This is a genomic window from Thermoanaerobacterium butyriciformans, from assembly GCF_017874545.1.
In the GTDB taxonomy this organism is placed as follows: domain Bacteria; phylum Bacillota; class Thermoanaerobacteria; order Thermoanaerobacterales; family Thermoanaerobacteraceae; genus Thermoanaerobacterium; species Thermoanaerobacterium butyriciformans.
In genome coordinates this window covers 51,178-74,074 of sequence record NZ_JAGGLT010000017.1, presented here as the reverse complement: position 1 = coordinate 74,074, position 22,897 = coordinate 51,178, and the positions used below count along the sequence as shown (strand labels likewise).

The following is a 22,897-nucleotide window of genomic DNA, read 5'->3' as shown; positions in this document are numbered from 1 at the left end:
TTGAAAAAGACCGACAGGTTTCTCTCCATCCTTTTAAACGTAAGCCTCGTAAAAAGCTTGCTAAAAATCAGAAGCTTCCACCACGCCACCCTGGTATTATACAGAAATTTGTTGATTTGGCTTTACAGGGTGAAAATTTTGAATCAAGGCCTGAGAAGCTTTTTCAACAAATTTTTGCCTATGTTGCTGTTAGGCCTTCCGCCGAAGCCGGTATCCTCGGTGATACTGAAAAACTTTAATTAATTTCATAGATTAAATTTTCTTTAATTTTTGAATTATCTCCTGAATACTACCGAAACCTTTTAGTTAGTAACACTATCTCGGTACCAAAACAGCATACTAACTACATTTTTATTAAACATCGAATGGCCATTCATCTGTTTGACTACATTATAACTCTAAGTCCAACATTTGGGAAGTTCCGAAATTCGGCACATTTTTTATGAAGTAAGTGCCGAATTCCGGCACATCATTACTATAATATATTGCCATGTGTGTCTATGATGCCTATGTTTGTGGCTGTCATTATTATTTTTATATCATTGTCTGCATCAAACAATATGCCTAATTTATTTAGATGGTTTCTCAATGCTCTATCAGATATGCCTACTTCGTCCATTACTACTTTCCTTACCCCATTTCGGACTAATGATGATAGGATAAGCTTATCAGTATCATCGATCTCTCCTCCTATGAAAGACATATTTTCACTTCTACATGATATACATTTTTCAAGGTAAATTGCTATGTTTTTTAGAGTAAAGCTCTGCTCTTTTATGCTGGGAATCTTTATGCGGGATATATCAAGGTATGCAACTATTTCTTTGCTATAATGATCTGTAATAGGCATTGCAGTGCAATACCAGTTCTTAAACAAGTCGCAATAATGGTCTTTTCCGTATAACTGTGCAAGGCTTTTGTATTCCATGGCTATGTTGACTGCATTTGTTCCACTGTCTTCAAGCCTTAAGCTTATGCCTTCTCTAAATTGCAGTTTTTTGAAATCTTCATTTAATTGGTCATTAGCTATAATTTCAATCACATAACCGTCTTTATCACATAGAATAAAGAAATAGCCTTCTTCAATAAGCACTTTATACCTATAGCATCGTTTTACAAAGTTGTTTAACAGCAATATTAAAAAGTTATTTTCTCTTTTCTTTTTTAACAATGCATCATCATCGATTGTTCTATCAAAAGAGTTTTTGTCAGGATTGATATTTAAAAGCAATGATTCCCCATAAGACACAGTCAGCTTACCATTTCCTCTTTTTATAAACATGTCATTGTTCATCAATATCAACTCCATACTTTTATCTTTCTGCATCATCATTCACAACTATAATAGCTCATATTTTAATACCAATGTGCATCGCTTGTATAGTTAGCTTGCTCTAATTGAACTCCATTTCTATAGACTGTACCTTTCGTGACAAGCCTGTAATAATACCCTTCTTCCACATACCATATTTCACTTATGGAGCAGCTAATATCTGTCGATGTGTTTGACCAGCTTTTAATTGTCACCCAGTTTCCGTTCTTGTACTGTTGAAGATACGCATCAATTCTGATTTTGTCAACGCTGAAAGCATATAATACGCTGTCGACGGTTGATTTTCCCATTGATGATATGTCGAATGTGTTAGTAAACTGGGATATAGCTATCCAATTAGGCGTTATTGGACTTGTCACCAATTTTTTCGAAATGCCATCATCTGCAAAACCAGTAGTTGAAAGTGATGTCATCATTATTATTGTCAGCACAAAAATAGACAAGAATTTTTTAAACACACTATCACCTCACAAATTTTTTCCCTTCATAAATATAAGACAAATTAAAATGGATTTCGTTACAGTTTTTTATAAAAAATTTTTTATCAATTTCAGTATATAAAAATTCATTCGAATATTGTCAATTTAGGAACGAAAATATCATTTTAGAGAACGAAAAAGCATTTTTAGCTCTTAATTTTCCCCAACATAATATAAAAAATTAAGGACAGAGCATTTTCTATCCTTATTTTGTAAGTTACATTTGTCAACAGCTTATTTATAGATATACACTATATTTAATTGTCTTGAGCAGCATCTACTGTTATAACACCATCCTTATAATCGACTTTATATCCAAATGTTTCACTTATAACCCTTAGGGGGATATATGTGCAATTATTGACTAATCTCACCTTCGCTGGAAGTTCATTGATCTTATCATTTATTTTTGCTACCTTTGACCCTGTTGTCAACTCTACAGCCGTACTGCCTTTTTCTACTGTTATTGTTTGACTGTCATTATGCCAATTCACTGTTGTACCTAATTTTTCAAAAAATTCACGGGCCGGTACTAATGTAATTCCGTCTATTAAAGTAAATGGCTCCTCAGTAAATTTTATCTCTTGCCCATTTATCTTGATTTTCGGAACATAAGGGAAATGTATTACAGTGCCTCCACCTGAATCTTTATAAATAATTATGCCATTGTCCATTTCTTGAGAATATCCTGCTTGAAGGACAGTTTCTTTGGTTACAGGTTTTCCATCATCTTGTACGGCGTAAGCGATGGATCCTGTACATACAACAGCAAAAATAGCAACAAACAAAATACGTCTAAGAAAAACAAATTTCATTCTCACACCAACTCCTCTTTAATCACATTATCCAAACCAGCCCATGTAAAGGCAAATATTATATACTTCTAGAATTCTCTCTTATTAAAACTTTATGAATATGATCCCACACTCCTTTCACCTTTTCATTTGGCAGTATGCTTTTAATATAAAGCCAAGAAAGTATACAAAATAAACAGAAACCTAATAATACTCCTAAGGCATTCAGTATTACATCGTTAATATCAACCCTTCTGGCAACATAACCAGATAAATAAAATATGTTTTCTAAAAACTGTAGAAGCTCTATCGAAATAGAAAATAAAAGCCCTTTCCATATAATTGATTTAAGATCGACATTACTTATAAACGGCAGTCCAAAACCAAAAGGAATGGTAATTATCACATTCCCCCATCCTTGTACCGAATTAAGATAAGAATATGTCAATTCACGAAATGGAATAAAGTTTAAACCGTTTTTCCAATCAACTCCATCTTTAATCAAGTCATTGTGCTGGAATAATCGAATCGGAAACAAAGTATAGTGAGCTACAGAGAGCAAATATATAAAAAATAACGAAAAACATAATATATATCCAATACTGCGTTGTCTCTTTCTCCACATATAAAAAATTAGCCATCCATACATTAAAACTATCACTGGTATGATAGTTTTAATGTCTATCATTATACCTAATCCCAATTATAACAACTCCTCGCAATACCTACATTAGTGTCTATTTAAACTGTATAGACATGTCATTGTTCATTGTTGGATATCTCGCTAAAATTAATGCAATTTTAGAATTTTAGCAAATATTTAACTATTTAGTAAACTCTGATTTATTCTTCCTGATATAATTAATAATCATATAAAAAACAGCCATTACAGCAATACAGTAAAACGCCAAAAAATACTGCTGGTTAATAATTAAATATACTATAGCCATTAAATAGTAAATAATCAATATTGCATAAAGATATAATGCTAAAAAATATCCATATTTCCTTTTCTTTAGTAACCCAATTGAAGATATAATAAATATAGCTCCAAATATGATACCAATAAAATAAAAATTTGTACTTAGTATGACATTACCGCCAATTTTAAAATTTGTTCCTTCAAGCATTCTTATAATTGAGTCTAATATATACAACGTCCCTTGTAACATAACTAATATTGCCACAAAATTCATACTAACACCATCCAATAATTTTATACTTTTAATTAACAATTTTATTAATAAATAGAAATTTTATATTAAAATGGATACATAATCAAGTCTTTTTTGCTTTATCTTTTTGATAAACCTAAAAAACCTCTAAATTCGTTTCTTAAATCTTCTTCCTGAATTACTTTAAATTTTAAATTTTTTTCATCATATTCTAATACCATTACCTTTCCAAAAGAGCCCGAATTTATATCAGGATCCATTATCAATATACGATTATTACCAATATTTACTATGGCAATATTGTGACTTGCATATCCATTATTGTTGGGGACATATTGTACTTTACTTGTTCGATTACCCAAAACTAATATCAACAATAAAACTATTATTATTAACATAAAAGTATTAGTAGTTTTTTTACTTTCCATGGTATTTTAATACCTCCTCATTGTATTCTCTATTAATTTGATTTGTAATATCATTCAAGTTATTATCATATAATGTCCAATTCATACATATCGAATTGGTGTTCTCAATCACTTCGTTTAACTTAAAATCTTTTAAATAAAATTCATCATCTCTATTGATATTGACCTCATAATTTCGATTATCATATTTGCCAACAATTTTGGCTATTTCCCCTTTGTAATTCATACCATATAAAACCAAATGATTCTCTTTCCCAATTTTGATAATACAATCATTATTAAGATTTGTTCCATACCCAAATGATTCGATTTTATATTTGTTGTTTATTCCTTTTCTTAAAATAGCATATCCAACAAATTTAAATTTAACTTTTGGCATGCTATAAGAGAAAAGTGTGAATTTAACATTATCTATTGTTATAGTTTTTTCTATATCTATTGAATTTTGTGAAATGTTTTTTGAAGAATCTAAAATTGTAATCATTTTATTTTGTAATAAAGAGACTTTCTTAATTATAGCATTCCGCTCCGCTTCTCTAGTATTGTCGATGTTATAAGTAATAAAAATAGAAAAATACAAACTTATTGCTATAACAACAAAACCAATGCATATTATTATTTTTTTCATAAAATCCCTCCCCCCTTTATACATTATTGATGAATAAAAATGCACACTTAATTAAATAACTTCGCATTTTCAATTTCATCATACCATACTTTATACCCATCTTTACTACTGCCAGAAAACCAATAAATAGGTTTGCTATTCATATTTTTATCTTTATAAAATCTGGCATCTATAGACAGTATATAAAATTTGTTTTCTAATTCTTCCATATCACCTTCATTAATCGCAAAATCCCTAATTATATGTAAAACATTTAATGCATCTTCTTTTTTACACCTTGAATCAATAATTATAGAAAAATATAAATAAGGTCTGGAATAATAAATTTTACATTCGGTAACAAAATTAGATTCATTCAACTTTTCTTTTAATGCTTTTATGGCACTTGTATTAATATTTTCATTATATATATCTCTATGACTAATAATATATTTTGCACTTATGACAATTAAAATTGATAAAGACAAAATTATTAATACTATTAACGAGATTAATTTATCTTTATTTATTTTAATCACCTCTATATAACCTTAACCCCAGCTTTGGCCAGTCAGTTTTCCGTTTCCTCTTTTTATAAATGCGTCATTGTTCATCAATATCACTCCATCATTTTGTCTCTCCATAAATCATTAAGCATAATTTTTATTTTTTTAATACCAATGGGTGTCACTCGAAATACCATCATCTGCAAAACCAGTGGTTGAAATTGATGTCATCATTATTATTGCCAACACAAAAATAGACAAAAATTTTTTAAACACACTATCACCTCACTATTTTTTCCTCTCATAAATATAAAACAAATTAAAATGAAATTCGTTACAGTTTTTTATAAAAAATTTTTTAAATCAAAGTAAAAATTCATAGATTTTAAAGGAAATTTTTATCAAATCTCGATTTTATAACTTCTAAAAAATGTATACATTTTTTAAACTATATTGTATAATATATAAAAATACAATAATACTTTTGAAGTGGAGGAAAATTATGGTCAATATTATGTATATTTTACAATTCATATATGTTTTACTTTTATTTATCATAATTATTAAAGTTTTAATGAATGCAGCAAATTATATTGGTGAAAGGTTAAGATTTGGAGAGTTTTTTATGCGCTTATTACATTTACGAAAAGAGAAAAAATAGTTTTCATAGAATTAATAATGGAACCCGCAGTATGAGGTTCCATTATTAATTCTTAATAGACGCTACCAATATTGTTTTAAAGATATTGAAAAAACGATTATATTATATCTGTTTATTAAATTTATTAAATATATGACGTATCCCAATTAGTAGTTGAAGTTATAGTGTTACTATTTATTTTAACAAGACCAATATTACTTACTCCTACATACATATCTAATCTAACTTCTGCCTTCAATGTTATATAATCTGAATTATATGTTCCTTGCATATTTATAGGAGTTACTTTATATACTATTAATAAAGAATCTGTATCTACACTAACCGATGAAGCTCCGACACCCGTCCAATAAGGTGTCCAAGAAATACCATAATAACTATAGTATCCTAAAATTGAATAGGTTAATGAATATCCATCTCCATTATATGTATAATATAACATTTTAGAATAAGTAGGAAATGCTGTGTTAACAGATAAAATATTAGTTTTTGATATAGAAGAATCCGTAATACTTGAGGAAGTATTGTTTTTGGACAATGTAACTTCTGGTAAATTAATTATACTGGCTTGTGTTTTAGCTTGACTGATAACCTTTTCTAATTCACCAACAGTATAAACATTTTTCCCTGTCACTTTCATTTTTTTAAAATTTTTTGCATCAATACCCAAATATTTGCAAACCTCTAAAATATTATTTTCTGTAATTATAGTATTTGAAGAAATATTTATTGCCTTTTCATTTGAAGAAATTTCTGAAGCAAAAACATAACTAAAAGTTGAAACTGAAAGAAGCACTACAACAAGAACCAATGAAACAGCCTTTTTTAACATTTCTAAACATCTCCCTTTTATAGTTAGTAACACTATTTCGGTACCAAAACAGCATCACTAACTACTTTTTTATTAAACATCGAATGGCCATTCATCTGTTTGACTACATTATAACTCCAAGTCCAACATTTGGGAAGTTCCGAAATTCGGCACATTTTTTATGAAGTAAGTGCCGAATTCCGGCACATCATTCTATAATATATTGCCATGTGTGTCTATGATGCCTATGTTTATAGCTGTCATTATTATTTTTATATCATTGTTCTCTCCAAATAATATGCCTATAAAACAAATTACAATGGATTTCGTTACAGTTTTTTATAAAAATTTTTTATCAATTTCAGTATATATGATTTCATTTTAATATTGTCACTTTAGGAATGAAAATATCATTTTTAGGAAGGAAAAAGCATTTTTTAGTCGTTTCATTTATTTGTATATATTATCACTATATCAACATCAAACATATAATGTAAAATACAACAATATATTTTGGAGGTATATATTATGCCAGATGGAGATAAGCATTACCACGATTATTTTGGCACTACAAGTACAGTGTTAGAGCACAACCACGATTACAAAGGATGTACCAGCTATGCCATCCCTTATGGCACAAGCCATATACACTATTACTCTGGGTACACGTCTATAGCCAAAAATCATAAACACTATGTAAATGGATACACAGGACCTGCCATAAGGACTAAAGATGGCCACGTCCACAAAATGGATGGCAGAACATCTTACGATAAAGACCATTATCATAATTACAGCAATTGCACTTCAAAGCAAATATACAATTAATATGCTCCCTCTTTTGAGGGAGTTTTTATATTATTTGTGAGATATATCACATAAAAATTTGCGATTTTATGATAAAATTTTGTTAAATAAATAACCATTAGTCATGAAAACAGCAATACGAGGTGATATGATGGGTATTGAATTAGATGTAAAAAGTTTTGATGATGCCCTGAAAATATTAAGCAAAAATTACAAAATATTTGCTCCTGTAAGGTTAAAGGGGAAAGGAGCATTTTCAGACACAGACCTTGTGACATACGGAGAAATCTCTTCATATAAAGATATAGAATTAAACGAAAAATCAAGGTATTCCCCAAAAGAGGTGATTTACCCTATAACACAAACCCTATTTTACTTTACAGAAGATGAATACAAAGAACCTGAAATTGACGATAAAGGAATCATCGTCTTTTTAAGACCATGTGATGCTAACTCATATCTAAAATTAGATAATATTTTTCTAAAAAATGGTCCTTATGAAGATAATTACTACAAAAGACTGAGAGATAAAGTCAAGTTCTTTATTATAGAGTGCACAAAAGGCTTTTCTACTTGTTTCTGTGTGTCAACAGGTTCTAACAAGTTTTTAGATTATGATGTCTTTGTAAGATTTGACAATGACAAAATAACATGCGATGTAAAAAATGACGAATTTAGCTATGCTTTTTCAGGCAAAGAGGTAGAATTTATTCCAGAATTTATAGAAAAAAATGAAATTGAGGTGAAACTGCCTGATATAGACAAAATATCTCAAAATCTAGAGTATGTATTTAATCATGAATTATGGGACGAATACACGAAAAGATGCATAGCTTGCGGAAGATGTACTGTATCATGCCCTACATGCAGTTGCTTCTCAATGCAAGACATATTTTACAAAGATAATCCTAAATGCGGAGAGAGAAGGCGGGTATGGGCAAGCTGCATGGTGGATGGATTTACTGATGTGGCGGGAGGTCACAGCTACAGGCAAAAATACGGTGAGAGAATGAGATTTAAGGTGATGCACAAGATATACGACTACAAAAAGCGCTTTGGCACAACAATGTGCGTTGGATGCGGAAGATGTGACGATGTATGCCCGGAGTACATTTCATTTATAAAAATCGTATCAAAAGTCACTGATGCAGTCGATAGGGGGGAATCAAAATGACAAATGTGTACATGCCAATAAAAGCAGAAATTGTTTCGATAATTCCTCAAACAGATATCGATTATACATTTAGGCTAAAATCCGATATTCTGCCACAACATGGACAATTTTTACAAGTATCTATACCTAAAATCGGTGAAGCCCCAATATCGATAAGCGATTACACTGATGAATACATCGAACTTACCATAAGAAAAGTAGGCACTGTAACAGACGCTATACATGAATTAAAACCAGGCGATTTCTTGTTTATAAGAGGCCCATATGGCCACGGATTTCCTGTAGAAGACTTTAAAAATAAAAATGTAGTAATCGCCGCTGGCGGTACAGGTCTTGCACCAGTCAAAAGCATAATAAACAGGTATAACAGAAATCCTAAAGAGATAAAAAAACTTAATATTTTGGTGGGTTTTAAATCTCCAAAAGATATACTTTTTGAAGATGAAATAAAAAAATGGAAGGAAAAATTTGATGTTTTATTGACCGTTGATAATGGCGATGAAACGTGGAAGGGAAATACAGGTCTAATCACAAAATTTATACCAGATTTAAAAATCGAAAACTCCGACGATACGATCGTAATTGTAGTAGGTCCGCCTATGATGATGAAATTTGCATGCCTCGAATTTTTAAAGCGCGGCATACTAGAGGAAAATATCTGGGTATCATTCGAAAGAAAAATGTCATGTGGCATAGGAAAATGTGGCCATTGCAAGATAAATGAAACCTACGTTTGCCTTGAAGGTCCTGTATTCAACTATACAAAATCTAAACAACTTCTCGATTAAAGGGGTGAAATAATGATTCTCGATATCGACACAAAACTTTTAAAGAAAAATGCTTATAGAGTGACAAAACAACGGGGCATAACAGCTCTTAGAATAAGGGTCCCCGGAGGAGATCTAAATATAAAGTATCTCGACATAATAAAAGAAATAGCTGAAAAGTACGGCAATGGAACTGTTCACATTACAACACGTCAAGGTTTTGAAATACCAGGAATATCAATGGAGAAAATTGACGAGATAAATGAGCTTATATCTCCTATTATAAGAGGACTTAAAGATGAAGGGGTCCAAATAGAAGATGAAGAAGGAGGATACCCTGCCGCAGGTACGAGAAACGTATCAGCTTGCATTGGTAATCGCGTATGCCCATTTGCCAACTACGATACAACAGTACTTGCGTTAAAAATAGAAAAGTTAATATACCCTAATGACTATCACGTAAAAATCGCAGTCACAGGTTGCCCAAATGACTGCATAAAAGCTCACATGCAAGACATAGGTATTATAGGTCAAGTTGAGCCAATTTATGATCCATCAAGATGTATTGGCTGTCAAGCGTGTGTAAAAAATTGCAAAAGAAGAGTAACTGGTGCCCTTACTTTCGAAAACTTCAAAGTCGTAAGGGATCCTAATAGATGCATTGGTTGCGGTGAATGCATATTGAAGTGTCCAACTTCTGCATGGACAAGGGACGAAAAGTATTATAGAATCGTCATAATGGGTAGAACAGGCAAGAAAAACCCAAGACTGGCGCAGACATTTATCGAGTGGGCAGACGAAGAATCCGTACTAAAAATAATAAAAAACATGTACGACTTTATTGATAAATACATCGACAAAACCTTAGATAAAGAGCATGTTGGCTATATTGTCGATAGGGAAGGATTTAAAAAATTTAAAGAAGAAGTATTAAAAGACGTCAAACTACCTAAAAAAGCTAAAGTAGCAAACCACATAGATTATACAGGTTATAGATATGAAAGAAACACAATATATGATTAAGATAAGCCACTTACGGCTTATCTTTTTATCCATTTAGTATTGATATCGCTATTTCCTTTAAACCTTGATTTTAAATTGCCGACTAAATTAAACACGCTATGTGATAAATTGTAAATAAACCCTATAGCCTTATCATCAAATTCATAATTGTAGTTTAAAGAATTTCCTTTATACAAGCCTTTTTCTTTCATATCTCTTTCAACCTCTGTACCTGCTAATGGCAGGAGTCTACTTACAGGGTAATAGTCAAGCCTTTCTTTTCCTATCAACTTTACCGCATTATTTATAAAAGAGATGTTTTCGCTAAGCTCTTTAAAATTTATATGCGGATCGAACATGATAAATCCCATCGATATATAAAGATCTAAATCATTTAAAATCTTTAAAGCATTTATATTGTCTTCAACTTTTACGTCTTTTTTAAAACGGTCAAGCATCGTTTGTGATCCTGATTCAACACCTAAAAATACCCTTCTCAATCCTGCTTTTTTAAGCATAGTAAAAAGTTCCTGTTCGACATCGTTTACCCTGCATTGTATGCTGAAATTAATATCCATGCCGCTTTTTATAATTTCTTCAGCCAATTTATAGACTCTCTCGTAATTTTTCCCTTTCCCACCTATAAACTCAGCATCATTGAAGAATAAATTTCTTACATTGTATTTTTTGTAGAGCATTTCCATCTCTTCCATGACATTTTCTACGCTTCTTTGTCTGTACTTTTGGCCAAACTGAGAGAAAAATGGTCCAACACTGCAAAAGCTGCATCTTCCATAGCATCCTCTCGATGTAAGCATTGACGCAAAGCCTGACTTCAAGATTACAATCGGAAGTGTATCTCTTTCAGGATATGGCATACTATCCAAATCATCTATAAGTGGTCTTCTATCGTTTAGTCTTAAAGTACCATCATCTCTATATGCTATGCCTGATATATTTTTCCATTCTTCATCTTTTAATATCTTTTTTGCAAGCTCTGTAAAAGTGATTTCTCCTTCGCCTAAAACAACCGTGTCAATCTGAGGACATGCTGACAAAATCTCATCGTATGAGAAAGTAGGGTATATACCGCCTATAGAAATATGTCCTTTGTAACCTGCTTCTCTAATGCTTTTTACGAATTCAAGAACCTCACTGGCGCTATCTTGAAACGGTATGCTTACCCCAATTAATTTTGGCTTGTCCGATTTAATCTCATAAATAACGTCATTTGGATATAAATCATATAGTGGAATATCTATTATCTTCGTTTTAATATCATATTTTCTAAGATAAGCAGCTATATATGCAAGTCCCAAATGTTCATATTTATCTTTCATATTTGATGATGGAGGATTTATAAGAAAAACATCGTACTGCTCCATTATATCAATTCCTTTCAAAGTTCATCACAATACACAACAAATATATATTTCTACACAAATCTTAAAAATCCTCCAAGCATATGTAACAATTTTATATATTTTGCAATTTTTCGTAGTTCAATTCAGAGAATGAACGTATAACCATGTCCGCTATACTTATGTCTTGGTCTCCTGAATTAGGATTTATAAATCCAACTACTTTCATGCCAGCACTTTTTGCAGCCAAAACTCCTTTATTTGAGTCCTCTATTACTATGCACCTTTCAGGTGCAATATTAAGTTTTTCTGCCGCATAAAGAAAAATATCAGGATATGGCTTACTTCTCTTTACAAAATCACCTGATACAAGCTCACAGAAATAATCATCGAGATGAAGTTTTTTTACAACAAGTTCAATTACATCAATAGGTGATGATGAAGCAACTGCAAGTCTCACTTCTCTTGAATACAGTTCCTTTACAAGTTCGTCTATGCCTTCTATAGGTTTTACTGCATCGTCGTGTTTTGATATATAGTCAAAATACCTTTTTCTATCCATCTCAACAAGTTCTTCAACCGTAAAAGGTAGATTGCACTTATTTTTTACATATTCCCACATATAATGAGACGTTGTCCCCACAAACGAAATATGCTCATCAAAAGATATATTGGCTCCTATTTCCTTGAAAATCTCTTCTTCCAATTGTATGTGCAGCGGTTCACTGTCGATTAATACACCATCCATGTCGAAAATAACTGCTTCAAACACTTTAAGCACTCCTTCTCCCTTTATTTGCTACACATATAGTATATAAATTATTTAATCTCTTGTGAAGTCCTTATATAATTTGAATTAAACCTTAGAATTCACGTGAATTATAAATCTTTACTGAAATCATATATGAAAGAGCGTAAATGAGAAGTGCCATTATAATCAGTTCATTCGCCACAACTGTATTTGATTGATTCTTAAAAAACGTGATTAAAGAATTTAATACTTGAGAGTTCGTTCCATACTTGTTTATGGCACTTATTAATCCTGCAACGCCAAAAAACAATCCGAAAAACATGACGAAATTTACCCACCTCGTCTTAATGTATCCGAACTTAAAATACAAAGGCAGGTATATGCCGTAATAAACAGCTAATCCAAAAATCAAAACTGGTTCGATAGTCAGTGTTGAAAACTTTATAGGTAATTCAACTAAATTTGCAACACCTACTACAATAATATATTCTATAGCCCCTAATGCAGCAAACAAAAAAACAGATATATATCTTTCCATTACTAAAAGTGAGCGTTTAATTGGAAGGCTTATTAAAATCATTTCAGCTTTATTTTTCTCTTCATAGGAAGCTGCAGTAAGCACGAAAATGTATGGAAATACAAAAACAGTCAATACGCCACCCAAATTATTGCTGCTGAAGGCAAATGAATAAACCGCTGCTAACAATATGCCGTATAAAAATTGCTTCTTCTGCACTAATATATCTTTCAACAATAGACTATACATTAAAATCCCTCCTGGTATGATAAAGCATTACATCTTCCAATGTTGGCTTTTCAATTAGCACCATATCGCCGAAAATTCTTTTCATTTGCTTTTTATCATTTACCAATCCCTCAAAGCCAAAATTGTTTACCTTTATACCGATAAATTTCCTTTTCGTCTCATCGTCTAATAACTCTTTACTGCCTTTTACCAGCCCATAATTGTCTAAAATCTCATCTTTTGATGATGATAGTATTATTTCACCATTGTCAATCAAAACTATATAATCCGCTATCTTATCTAAGTCTGATGTTATATGTGTAGAAAAAAACACGCTTTTATTTTCATCCTGAATAGTATCTGAAAGAATGTCTAAAATTTCACTGCGGGCAACAGGATCAAGTCCCGATGTAGGCTCATCCATTATCAATAAATCGGCATTATGAGAAAGAGCAATAGACAGAGAAAACTTCATCTTCATTCCCTTTGAGAGATCTTTTATTTTCTTTTTGGGCGGTATATCAAATTCTTTAATGTACTTATTAAACAAATCATCATCCCATTCTTTATAAAAGGATGCAATTATTTCTTTCATCTCTAAAACAGTCAATTCTTCATAAAAATAACACTCGTCGTACACAAAACCTATCTTATTTTTCACTTCTATCTCATGTTTTATATTATCTTTTCCAAAGATCTTTATTTCACCGCCATCCCTTTTTAATAAGTTCATTATAAGCTTTATAGTGGTGCTTTTTCCAGCGCCATTTTGTCCTATAAATCCCATTATATATCCTCTATCAAGTTTAAAACTTACATCCTTTAAGCTAAAATCTTTATAATTTTTTCTTAGATTTTTAACCTCCAATATCGGTTCCATCATATACCTCCTAAAACTCCATAATAGAAATACGTTATTCATCTTAATCTGTAAGATAAATTTTACTCATATAAAAGTCTTAGCATCTCTTCCATTTCTTCCAGCTTTAAATCAATAGCTTTACCCGCTTCAACAGCTTCAGAAAGTTTCTCCTCTACAATTTTTAACCTCATCTCCCTCATAAATTCTTTATTTTGAGCAGCTACATACGACCCCTTGCCAGGCCTTGTAACAATGTAGCCTTCTTTCTCCAAGTCTTCATAAGCTCTCTTTGTCGTTATAACACTTATCATAAGTTCTTTTGCAAGATTTCTAATTGATGGAAGCAATTCTCCTTCTTTAAGTTCACCACTTAAGATTGAATTTTTAATCTGCCTTTTTATTTGCTCATATATTGGTTCATCAGATGAATTTGAAATTACAATACTCATTTACATGCAAATCTCCTTCTTTTAACTATATATAGTTAATACTGTATATACATATTATATACAGTATTAACATCCATGTCAATCACATCTAATGTATTTATAAAGTTAAACATCATAAAAAAAAGGAATGCATATAAAATACATTCCATTACAGCATAAAATTCAAAAATTATTATTTACAGGCGTACAAAGTGAAACAATTTCCCTCTAAAGTCTCCTTGCAATCCTTTTATGAGGATTCCGCCGTTCATAAGAGCGCTTCCTGAAAAAACTTCATTTGTCTCTTCATTGCGATAAAAAGCATCTTTCTCAAGACCCTTTAATCGGATTCTTCTGCTGTGGCAATTAGGCCTATTCAAGATTTGAATATATACAACCAATGCCTCATTCTTGTCCTTCGAAACATACTCTACGCATTCAAACTCTATATTTTCAAATGGATTTCCTATCCGGTATAAATCCCCGTTGTATATCAAATTATTGTACTTGTTGTACATCTCTATTTGCTTTGGTATCATATCTCTGTCTTCCTGTGATATCTTCGTAACATCTAATTCGTATCCAAAAGTTCCGGACAACGCCACAAGTCCTCTCGTCTCAAAAGGAGTGATTCTTCCAATAATGTGGTTTGGACAGTCGCTTATGTGAGCACCCATTGTTGATACAGGATATACATATGAGGCACCATGCTGGATTTTAAGCCTCTCAATCGCATCTGTATCATCTGAAAGCCATATCTGAGGACTGAAATACAGCATTCCGGGGTCAAAGCGCCCTCCTCCTCCCGAGCAATTTTCCAAAAGGATATGCGGAAATTCTGTTGTAAGCCTGTCCATAAGCTCATATACACCTAAAACATATCTGTGCCATATCTCTCTTTGACGATCGGGTGGCAACACACAGTTTGCAACATCGCTAAGCTGCCTATTCATATCCCACTTTACGTATTCTATGTTTGCACTGCGTAAAATATTGCTTACGCTTTCATATACGTAATCTCTGACTTCCTTTCTAGACAAATCCAATACATACTGATTGCGGCACAGTGTGCCTGTTCTTCCATCTATGTGTATGCACCAATCCGGATGTGCCCTATAAAGGTCAGAATCCGGTGAAACCATCTCAGGCTCAAACCATATTCCAAATTTCATGCCAAGTTTATTTACTTCATCTACTAGATATTTAAGCCCTCCCTTTAACTTCTCTTCATTGACGACCCAATCACCTAGAGAACAATTATCACTGTTTCGCTTTCCAAACCAGCCATCGTCCATTACAAGCATCTCAATTCCCAGCTTCGATGCTTCTCTTGCCAATCTTAAAAGCTTATCTGTATCAAAGTCAAAATATGCAGCTTCCCAGCTATTTATAAGGACAGGTCTTCTTTTATTTTTATATTCACCTCGTATAAGATGATTGCGGTATAGATCGTGAAAAGTTCGTGACATTTTTCCAATGCCTTCGTTTGAATAAACCATCACAACTTCTGGTGCCACAAATTCCTCCTGAGGTTCAAGTTTCCATCCAAAATCAAATGGATTTATACCCATAACAACGCGAGTTGTATCAAACTGACATCCTTCTACCTGTGCTAAGAAATTACCAGAATAGACAAGGTTAAACCCATAAACTTCGCCAAAATCTTCAGTAGCATTTCTATCCATTAAAGCTAAAAACGGATTTGCCTGATGACTTGTCTCACCTCTAGATGATGAAACAGCTTGTTTCCCAAGCTCAACTTTCCTTCTCTTTACATGAAATTCTCTGGCCCAAGAACCATGCAATGTTACCATATCCATGTCAATTCGATCAAAGTCAACACATGCAGACAACACTCTTGTCAATATGATATCTTCATCAGAGCAATTTTTCACTTTTACACTTCTCGTTATTACATCTAAATCTTCAAAAACCGTATAAATCAAAATAACTTCCAGATTTAAATGATTATCAACACACGTTATTTCAAGCGTAGTACAGTCGTCTTCATTGCCAAACGTCGCTGGCAAGCCATTTAATTTTGGCTTGCCTTTATATATTTTATGTGACTTGTAAAAAATCCCACACGCAGTAGCTCCTGACTTTGTCAGAACCTTTAGACATGGCTCTCTAAAATCCCCTAAACCACTTGTAGGGTATTCTGTAGGGAAGCTGTCTAAAAACGACATCCTGTCTCTGTTATTCTTTGAAGGAACATAAGGAGGTTCATCCAATCTTAAAAGGTAATTCACATCTTCATCAGGAATCCTCTCTCCGAAGTAGACATGGCCTAAAAACTTTTCTTCATCAACGACAGCCATTATATAACTTGTATCTTTTGCATCAAGCTTAAATGACTTCGACTTCTCATAATAATGTATAGGCATAATAAAAATCCTCCACTTATTTAAAAAATTTATCAGCGCTTATTTACTTGAATATTTTTCATATATTTATTCGCTTTTGATAAATTTTCCCACAACTTTTACTTTAAATGTAAACTTTCACTATGATTCTAATAATTCTAAGAAAAACTTAAGAATTATGTCGCCTGAATACAGGAGGTACTCATGCTGGTACTCCGGAAAAAACACAATTCTTTTATTTGATGTAATATTGTTGTACGCTGCCATCTGTGAAAATGGCGGACACACGTTGTCCATTAAAGCTGTCATCCAGAGGACATCACACTTAACATCTTTTGCCCGATTCTTTATATCGATGTATGCAAGCCGCTCAAAGAAAAAATCCTCTTTTAGATGATTTGGGTCCCTCTGCCTAAAATACCACGTAATCTCTTCATAAGTGGGATTTTTAAAATTGTTCTGATATATTCCTCGAAAATCACACAAAAATGGATAAATAGCAGCAGCCCCCTTCAAATCATCTACTAAAGAAGCACATGCGATAGTAAGCGCACCACCTTGGGATGCTCCTGTAGCAAAAATATTTTTTTCATCCACAAAATCCATCGTCTTTAAGATTTTCACACACTGTGCCGTATCTAAATAGACATTTCTATAAAAAAGGTCATCAGGATTGTCGCTCTCTAGACCCCTTATAATATGGCCGCTCTGCGTATTTCCCTTGTATACGCCATTGTCAACGCTTAAGCCTCCTTGACCCCTGACATCCATTGCCAGCACGCAAAAACCTTCTGCAATGTATGGAAGTTTTCCGCTCCATTCGCCGCTGTTACTCCAATATCCATGAAACATAACAACAGCAGGTATCTTACCCTCTATCCTCTTAGGCTTTAAAAATTGACAGTGTATTTTCGCTCCACCAACACCGGTAAAGTATAAATCGTATGCATCGCAACTTCTTGAAACAAAGTCACTTTTCACAAGCTCATATTCTAAAGATGCATTCTCGAGATCTTTTCTTGCTCTTGCCCAGTATTCATCATAATCTTTTGGCGGATCTCCTATTCCTTTGTAGTCTTTTAAATGCTCTATTTGACACTCGTAAAGTTTATCCATCGGCTACACCTCTATATTTTTCCATCTGTTGAATCAAGAGGCAAAACTTCATTGTGCTCTTTTATAAAGTTTAAAGTTTCATCTAATGTCGTATAAGCAACCGCTACATAAGAATCGGCAGCACCGTAGTATATGGCTATTCTACCTGTATCAGCATCACATAAAGCAGCGCATGGAAATACTACATTTGGCACAAATCCTCTTTCCTCATACCATTCTTCAGGTGTCAGCATGAAACTTCCTGCCCTGTATAACACTTTTGCAGGATTATCTTTATCCAAAATCGCCGCACTCATAGAATAAACCAAGCCGTTGCATGTACCTGTAACACCATGGTAGAAAATAAGCCATCCATCGTCTAACTCAATAGGTGCAGGGCCACATCCAATTTTAACAGATTGCCACCATCCATTGCCGCCTTTCTGCATGACAAGCCTGTGTTCTCCCCAGTATTTTAAATCAGGGCTTTGGCTTAGCATAATATCTCCAAATTGAGTATGTCCATTGTCACTGGGACGTGACAGCATTACGTATTTGCCATTTATTCTCCGTGGAAATAAAACTGCATTCCTATTAAATGGCAAAAATGGATTCTCAAGTCTCGTAAATGTCTTAAAATCAGTTGTCCTGGCAAGCCCAATTGATGCACCATCGAAGTCACCGCACCATATGATGTAATAAGCATCCTCTACTTTTACAAGCCTTGGATCGTATGCATATAGCGGTTGATACGGTTTTCCGTCTTCATCAAAGAATTTAATTTTTTCTTCATCAAACTCCCAGTGAAGTCCATCCTTACTTCTTCCCAAATATATGTGGGGCCTTCCATTTATAGTTTCACCGCGAAATACCCCGATAAAAGCACCTTCATAAGGAACAACTGCACTGTTAAAAATCCTTGCTACTCCATTCACTGGATTGCGATTTATTATTGGGTTTTCGCTATGGCGCCATATTGGACCATTAAATCCCTTTGGTTTATCCTGCCATGGAATGTTTTTTAAACTGCTTCCTATTATCTTACTCATAAATTATCTCTCCTTTTAAATTATTCTTTTACAGATCCAACAACCAATCCATTGTAGATCTGCTTTTGCAACGCCAGAAAAATAATAAGTGTCGGTATCATTATGAGAATTACACCTGCAGATATTATTTCCCAATGAGCACCATACGGACCTCTAAAAGCAAACAGCGCCGTTGATACAGTAAGTAGGCTTTGGTCTGGTGTGTAGAGAAATGGAATGTAAAAATCGTTGTATATAGCCACACCTTTTGTGATTAATACAGTTGCAACTGCAGGTCTTATTAATGGAAAAATAATTTTAAAAAATACTTGAAAATAGTTTGCACCATCTATTATTGCAGACTCATCTAATGATACAGGTATGTTCTCCATAAACTGTAGAAAAATGTATATGGATACAATGTCTGTACCGCAATATAGAATTATTGGAGCAAGTCTTGTATTAAATAATCCTAAAGCGTTTATAATCTGAAACGTCGCAACCTGCGTAGAAATCATAGGAATCATTGTAGCAACTAGAAATAGAAAATTCGCAACTTTACTGATTTTAGACTTAAAGCGACTAAACACAAATGCAGACATAGAACCAGTAAGAACAGAACCAGCCAATGAAAAAATTAATATTATTACAGTGTTTTTAAACCCTGTAAGCATATGTCCTTCAGTAAATGCCGCTACAAAATTTTTAAAGTTCAAAAAATTTGAAGGTAGTGTCAAAACACTTGTAGAAGCATATTCGGCATTAGTTTTAAATGCTGCAAAGAAAACAACCAATACAGGCACTATAAATACAAAAAGTAGCAATATCAATATAGCATATTTTAGAGTAGTTAAAAATATATCTTTGAAATTCATTTTTCTCCTAACCATATTTTATGCACCTCTCGACTGTAAAACAATTCTCTGAATAACAAATACTAATATACTGATTATAAGCAGGATAACAGCTAAGGCAGATGCTAATCCAACTCTGTAGTTTTGGAATGCAAAATTAACTGTTTGAATTACAAATGTCATACTGCCGTTTCCTCCGCCTGTCATTATATACGGAATCTCAAAAGCAGCCAATGAACCGGTTATCGAAAGAAATACTAGCAATTTTAATATCGTTGATATCCCAGGTATTATAATGTGGATAAATTGTTGAAATCTATTAGCACCATCAACCTCTGCAGCTTCAATTATGTCTGTAGGAATCGACTGCATAGCAGCCGAAAACATTACAATATCATATCCTATATATCGCCATACCGAAACAAATGCTAATGACACATTTATAAGATGAGGATTTTGAAGCCACAACTGTATATATTTTCCAAGTCCCAATAATTTTAAAATTGTATCCAGTGTTGAGCCTGGTCGAAAGAAGAATATGAAGATAAAACTTATTGCAACACTATTGATCAACGAAGGAAAGAAATAAACTCCTTTAAATAAATTTGCAAATCTGCATCTAAAACTAATTAGATACGAAATGCACACTGCTAAGGCAATCTGTATAAAAGCAGCTACAATATAATACAAGCTGACAATAAATGGTCTAAAATAATCTGGACTGCTAAATATTAATTTATAATTACTTAACCCAATAAAATTTTTCGTAGGGCTAATACCATCCCAATCAGTAAAGCTGTACCCAAACATAAATATTGATGGAACATAAGTAAATAATATAAGCAACAATACAGGTACAAATAAAAACGTAATAGAAATAAGGATTTTCTGTTGTTTATACGTTAGAGAAGATATGCTAAACTTCTTCCTTTTTACGCTGGCTTCCATATAATCATCCTCTCAATCTTTAAGATTAATATAAATATTTGCGATATAACAATATTAATTTTTACTTTATTATAATAATTTGGTTTAGATTATGCTTCATGTACTTTCATGTACTTAAATATACATGAAGCATAACATCTAAACCAACTCTTCAATTGCTTTAATTTTAATTACTTTTTAACAGCATTAACACCTTGTGCCCATTTTGAATTTAGTTCTGACATATATTGATCAAATGTCTCATTACTTACACCTAATCCAATCTCTATGATTTTCTTTATCCACTTGCCATCGTTTAAATTAATCAAAGAAGTTTTCTGAACTGTATCTAAGTCCTGTGCTTGTTTTGTTGTGCCAGGTTTTGCTTCCACCAATTCAATATCTGTCGCACCATTTAAATAGTCAGGCAGTTTTGCACCTACAATAGGTGAGAACATATTAGAATCTTGCGGGTATTTCGTTATAAAGAATTTCAAAAATTCTTTCGCCAATGGTATATTTTTACTATGAATATTTACACCCATACCATAATCAGGTCCTACTTGAACTATTGCTTTACCATCATGGCGAACTGGAACAGGCATAAACTTTATATCTTCAGGTGTCTTTGATTTTGCTTGAATCTGTCCTATTGCCCAACTGCCTAAGCACATAACGGCAATCTTGCCATCAGCCATAGCCTGTTTAGACCATTCCCAATCAGATGTCATAGGATCTTGTTCTACTAATTTATTCTTTACAGCTTCATAGAGAAGGTCTAATGAAGTATACGTTGCAGTACCTTTTGTAAATTCATTTGGATTATAAATCATTTTATTCATATAATCCGGATCACCAGATATACCGATCTGCAACGCATTTGAGAAATTTGTCAAAGCCCATTCTGATGTATAATTTGTATAATATGGGATAGCATCTGTCTTTTCTTTTATTGCCTTTAGCATGTTGATGTATTCATCAGGTGTTGTTGGAAGGCTTGTTACACCAGCATCTTTTAAAACCTTTGCATTGTATACAAAGCCTGTCGCATTGGCACCTGTAGGAATGCCATAAATTGTACCATCTACATCAAAATTATCAAGATAATTATAAGTTTTTGACAGCTCATCTTTTGACCCAAGAGGTGCAAAAAAGTCTTTATATTTATCCTTAGTTATATTAGCAGGTATCATCAAAACATCGCCATAATTACCTGTGGACATTCTTGTAGAAATTGCATTTTGATAATCATTTAGATTCTCAAACTTTATTGTAGTACCAGGATGCAATTTTTCGAACTCATCAGCATATTTGTTAAATGTATCTGTCATATCAGTCCTGTGTGTCAATACAGTAATAGTCCCTTTTAACTCATTACTTGAACTGCTTGTTTTATTGGTGTTGCTATTGCTGTTATTGCTTGAATTGCCACATCCCGCCAGTGAAGTAGATATTACCGCAGTAGCCAGTAGCAGCGACAACACTTTTTTTGCTTTCATAGCCGTTCCTCCCACAAAATTTTATTTTTAGATTGGATTTGAACATAATCAAATGTTTACATAAAATATTTTCTCAATCCCCCCTTTTAACAAAATTTTATAAAAAGGCTTATATACCTTTTATACAAATTTTTAAATAATACATAACTAAAAAACATCAAATATACTTGTTTTTCCAATATCTCAAAGTTACATTCTAATATAAACTTAATAAATAACAATATTATTTAATTAAATTATTTATTTAATAATAACTTTACACTATTATCATTATTTTTCGAAATACGTAAAGTTACTTCATATTTAATAATCACAATACTAAATACAATTTAAACTTAATTTTTAACCTTAATTAAAGTATAAAATAACTATAGCAAAATGTCAATACATAATTATTATTTTCATTTATTTACATGTATTCTTAATTTTTAACGTAT

The 22,897-nt window shown here is 32.5% G+C and carries 24 protein-coding genes and 1 pseudogene; 5 read left to right on the top strand and 20 right to left on the bottom strand.

Going from position 1 to position 22,897, the window contains the following annotated elements:
- Positions 1-239, top strand: a pseudogene (locus tag J2Z80_RS08595) (hypothetical protein); the annotation flags it as partial.
- 236 nt (positions 240-475) lie between these two features.
- Here J2Z80_RS08595 and J2Z80_RS08590 read toward each other — a convergent pair.
- The 9 genes from J2Z80_RS08590 to J2Z80_RS08550 form a co-directional block, all read right to left on the bottom strand.
- Entirely contained in the window at positions 476-1,333 is an 858-nt protein-coding gene (locus J2Z80_RS08590; RefSeq protein WP_245301226.1) for an AsnC family protein, read from the bottom strand.
- Between the two features lie 23 nt (positions 1,334-1,356).
- Positions 1,357-1,791, bottom strand: a complete 435-nt coding sequence (locus J2Z80_RS08585) for a hypothetical protein (RefSeq protein WP_209454013.1) — start codon at positions 1,789-1,791, stop codon at positions 1,357-1,359.
- A 278-nt stretch (positions 1,792-2,069) separates the two neighbouring features.
- The gene (locus J2Z80_RS08580) at positions 2,070-2,627 is read right to left on the bottom strand and encodes a copper amine oxidase N-terminal domain-containing protein (protein ID WP_245301225.1); all 558 of its coding nucleotides are present in this window, start codon (positions 2,625-2,627) and stop codon (positions 2,070-2,072) included.
- A gap of 58 nt (positions 2,628-2,685) precedes the next feature.
- Positions 2,686-3,309, bottom strand: coding sequence for a VanZ family protein (locus tag J2Z80_RS08575; RefSeq protein WP_209454011.1), 624 nt, complete (start codon positions 3,307-3,309; stop codon positions 2,686-2,688).
- 121 nt (positions 3,310-3,430) lie between these two features.
- The gene (locus J2Z80_RS08570) at positions 3,431-3,802 is read right to left on the bottom strand and encodes a hypothetical protein (RefSeq protein ID WP_209454010.1); all 372 of its coding nucleotides are present in this window, start codon (positions 3,800-3,802) and stop codon (positions 3,431-3,433) included.
- A 98-nt stretch (positions 3,803-3,900) separates the two neighbouring features.
- The gene (locus tag J2Z80_RS08565; RefSeq protein ID WP_209454009.1) at positions 3,901-4,209 is read right to left on the bottom strand and encodes a hypothetical protein; all 309 of its coding nucleotides are present in this window, start codon (positions 4,207-4,209) and stop codon (positions 3,901-3,903) included.
- Positions 4,199-4,837 carry a hypothetical protein gene (locus tag J2Z80_RS08560; protein ID WP_209454008.1) on the bottom strand — a complete coding sequence of 213 codons (639 nt, stop codon included), beginning with the start codon at positions 4,835-4,837 and terminating at the stop codon, positions 4,199-4,201. The genes J2Z80_RS08565 and J2Z80_RS08560 overlap by 11 nt, the downstream gene beginning before the upstream one ends.
- Positions 4,838-4,884: 47 nt before the next feature.
- Positions 4,885-5,304 (bottom strand): hypothetical protein, encoded by a 420-nt coding sequence (locus J2Z80_RS08555; protein WP_245301224.1) that lies wholly within the window; start codon positions 5,302-5,304, stop codon positions 4,885-4,887.
- Positions 5,305-6,107: 803 nt separating this feature from the next.
- Positions 6,108-6,815, bottom strand: a complete 708-nt coding sequence (locus J2Z80_RS08550; RefSeq protein ID WP_209454006.1) for a hypothetical protein — start codon at positions 6,813-6,815, stop codon at positions 6,108-6,110.
- A 507-nt stretch (positions 6,816-7,322) separates the two neighbouring features.
- On the opposite strand from J2Z80_RS08550, the gene J2Z80_RS08545 reads away from it, so the two are divergent.
- The 4 genes from J2Z80_RS08545 (at position 7,323) to asrC (ending at position 10,565) form a co-directional block, all read left to right on the top strand.
- Positions 7,323-7,622, top strand: coding sequence for a YmaF family protein (locus J2Z80_RS08545; protein ID WP_209454005.1), 300 nt, complete (start codon positions 7,323-7,325; stop codon positions 7,620-7,622).
- A 130-nt stretch (positions 7,623-7,752) separates the two neighbouring features.
- On the top strand, positions 7,753-8,775 hold the full coding sequence (gene asrA / locus J2Z80_RS08540) for an anaerobic sulfite reductase subunit AsrA (RefSeq protein ID WP_209454016.1): 1,023 nt from the start codon (positions 7,753-7,755) through the stop codon (positions 8,773-8,775).
- Positions 8,772-9,563, top strand: a complete 792-nt coding sequence (asrB, locus tag J2Z80_RS08535; protein WP_209454004.1) for an anaerobic sulfite reductase subunit AsrB — start codon at positions 8,772-8,774, stop codon at positions 9,561-9,563. The genes asrA and asrB overlap by 4 nt, the downstream gene beginning before the upstream one ends.
- A gap of 12 nt (positions 9,564-9,575) precedes the next feature.
- Entirely contained in the window at positions 9,576-10,565 is a 990-nt protein-coding gene (gene asrC, locus J2Z80_RS08530) for a sulfite reductase subunit C (RefSeq protein ID WP_209454003.1), read from the top strand.
- A 17-nt stretch (positions 10,566-10,582) separates the two neighbouring features.
- Here the strand turns inward: asrC and J2Z80_RS08525 are convergent, their stop codons facing one another.
- From J2Z80_RS08525 to J2Z80_RS08475, 11 genes are all read right to left on the bottom strand, one after another.
- Positions 10,583-11,947, bottom strand: coding sequence for a B12-binding domain-containing radical SAM protein (locus J2Z80_RS08525; RefSeq protein WP_245301223.1), 1,365 nt, complete (start codon positions 11,945-11,947; stop codon positions 10,583-10,585).
- Between the two features lie 73 nt (positions 11,948-12,020).
- Positions 12,021-12,677, bottom strand: coding sequence for an HAD family hydrolase (locus tag J2Z80_RS08520; RefSeq protein WP_209454002.1), 657 nt, complete (start codon positions 12,675-12,677; stop codon positions 12,021-12,023).
- Between the two features lie 91 nt (positions 12,678-12,768).
- On the bottom strand, positions 12,769-13,422 hold the full coding sequence (locus J2Z80_RS08515; protein ID WP_209454001.1) for an ABC-2 transporter permease: 654 nt from the start codon (positions 13,420-13,422) through the stop codon (positions 12,769-12,771).
- Positions 13,415-14,281, bottom strand: a complete 867-nt coding sequence (pmtA, locus tag J2Z80_RS08510) for a phenol-soluble modulin export ABC transporter ATP-binding protein PmtA (protein WP_209454000.1) — start codon at positions 14,279-14,281, stop codon at positions 13,415-13,417. Before pmtA ends, J2Z80_RS08515 begins: the two co-directional genes overlap by 8 nt.
- A gap of 62 nt (positions 14,282-14,343) precedes the next feature.
- Complete coding sequence (locus tag J2Z80_RS08505) at positions 14,344-14,712, bottom strand: GntR family transcriptional regulator (protein ID WP_209453999.1); 369 nt, start codon at positions 14,710-14,712, stop codon at positions 14,344-14,346.
- 176 nt (positions 14,713-14,888) lie between these two features.
- Entirely contained in the window at positions 14,889-17,078 is a 2,190-nt protein-coding gene (locus tag J2Z80_RS08500) for an alpha-galactosidase (RefSeq protein WP_209453998.1), read from the bottom strand.
- 120 nt (positions 17,079-17,198) lie between these two features.
- Positions 17,199-18,173, bottom strand: coding sequence for an acetylxylan esterase (locus J2Z80_RS08495; protein ID WP_209453997.1), 975 nt, complete (start codon positions 18,171-18,173; stop codon positions 17,199-17,201).
- Between the two features lie 11 nt (positions 18,174-18,184).
- On the bottom strand, positions 18,185-19,201 hold the full coding sequence (locus J2Z80_RS08490; RefSeq protein ID WP_209453996.1) for a glycoside hydrolase family 130 protein: 1,017 nt from the start codon (positions 19,199-19,201) through the stop codon (positions 18,185-18,187).
- 20 nt (positions 19,202-19,221) lie between these two features.
- Complete coding sequence (locus tag J2Z80_RS08485) at positions 19,222-20,070, bottom strand: carbohydrate ABC transporter permease (protein ID WP_209453995.1); 849 nt, start codon at positions 20,068-20,070, stop codon at positions 19,222-19,224.
- A 3-nt stretch (positions 20,071-20,073) separates the two neighbouring features.
- Entirely contained in the window at positions 20,074-20,982 is a 909-nt protein-coding gene (locus J2Z80_RS08480; protein ID WP_209453994.1) for a carbohydrate ABC transporter permease, read from the bottom strand.
- 170 nt (positions 20,983-21,152) lie between these two features.
- Positions 21,153-22,460 carry an ABC transporter substrate-binding protein gene (locus J2Z80_RS08475; protein ID WP_209453993.1) on the bottom strand — a complete coding sequence of 436 codons (1,308 nt, stop codon included), beginning with the start codon at positions 22,458-22,460 and terminating at the stop codon, positions 21,153-21,155.
- Positions 22,461-22,897: the final 437 nt, after the last annotated feature.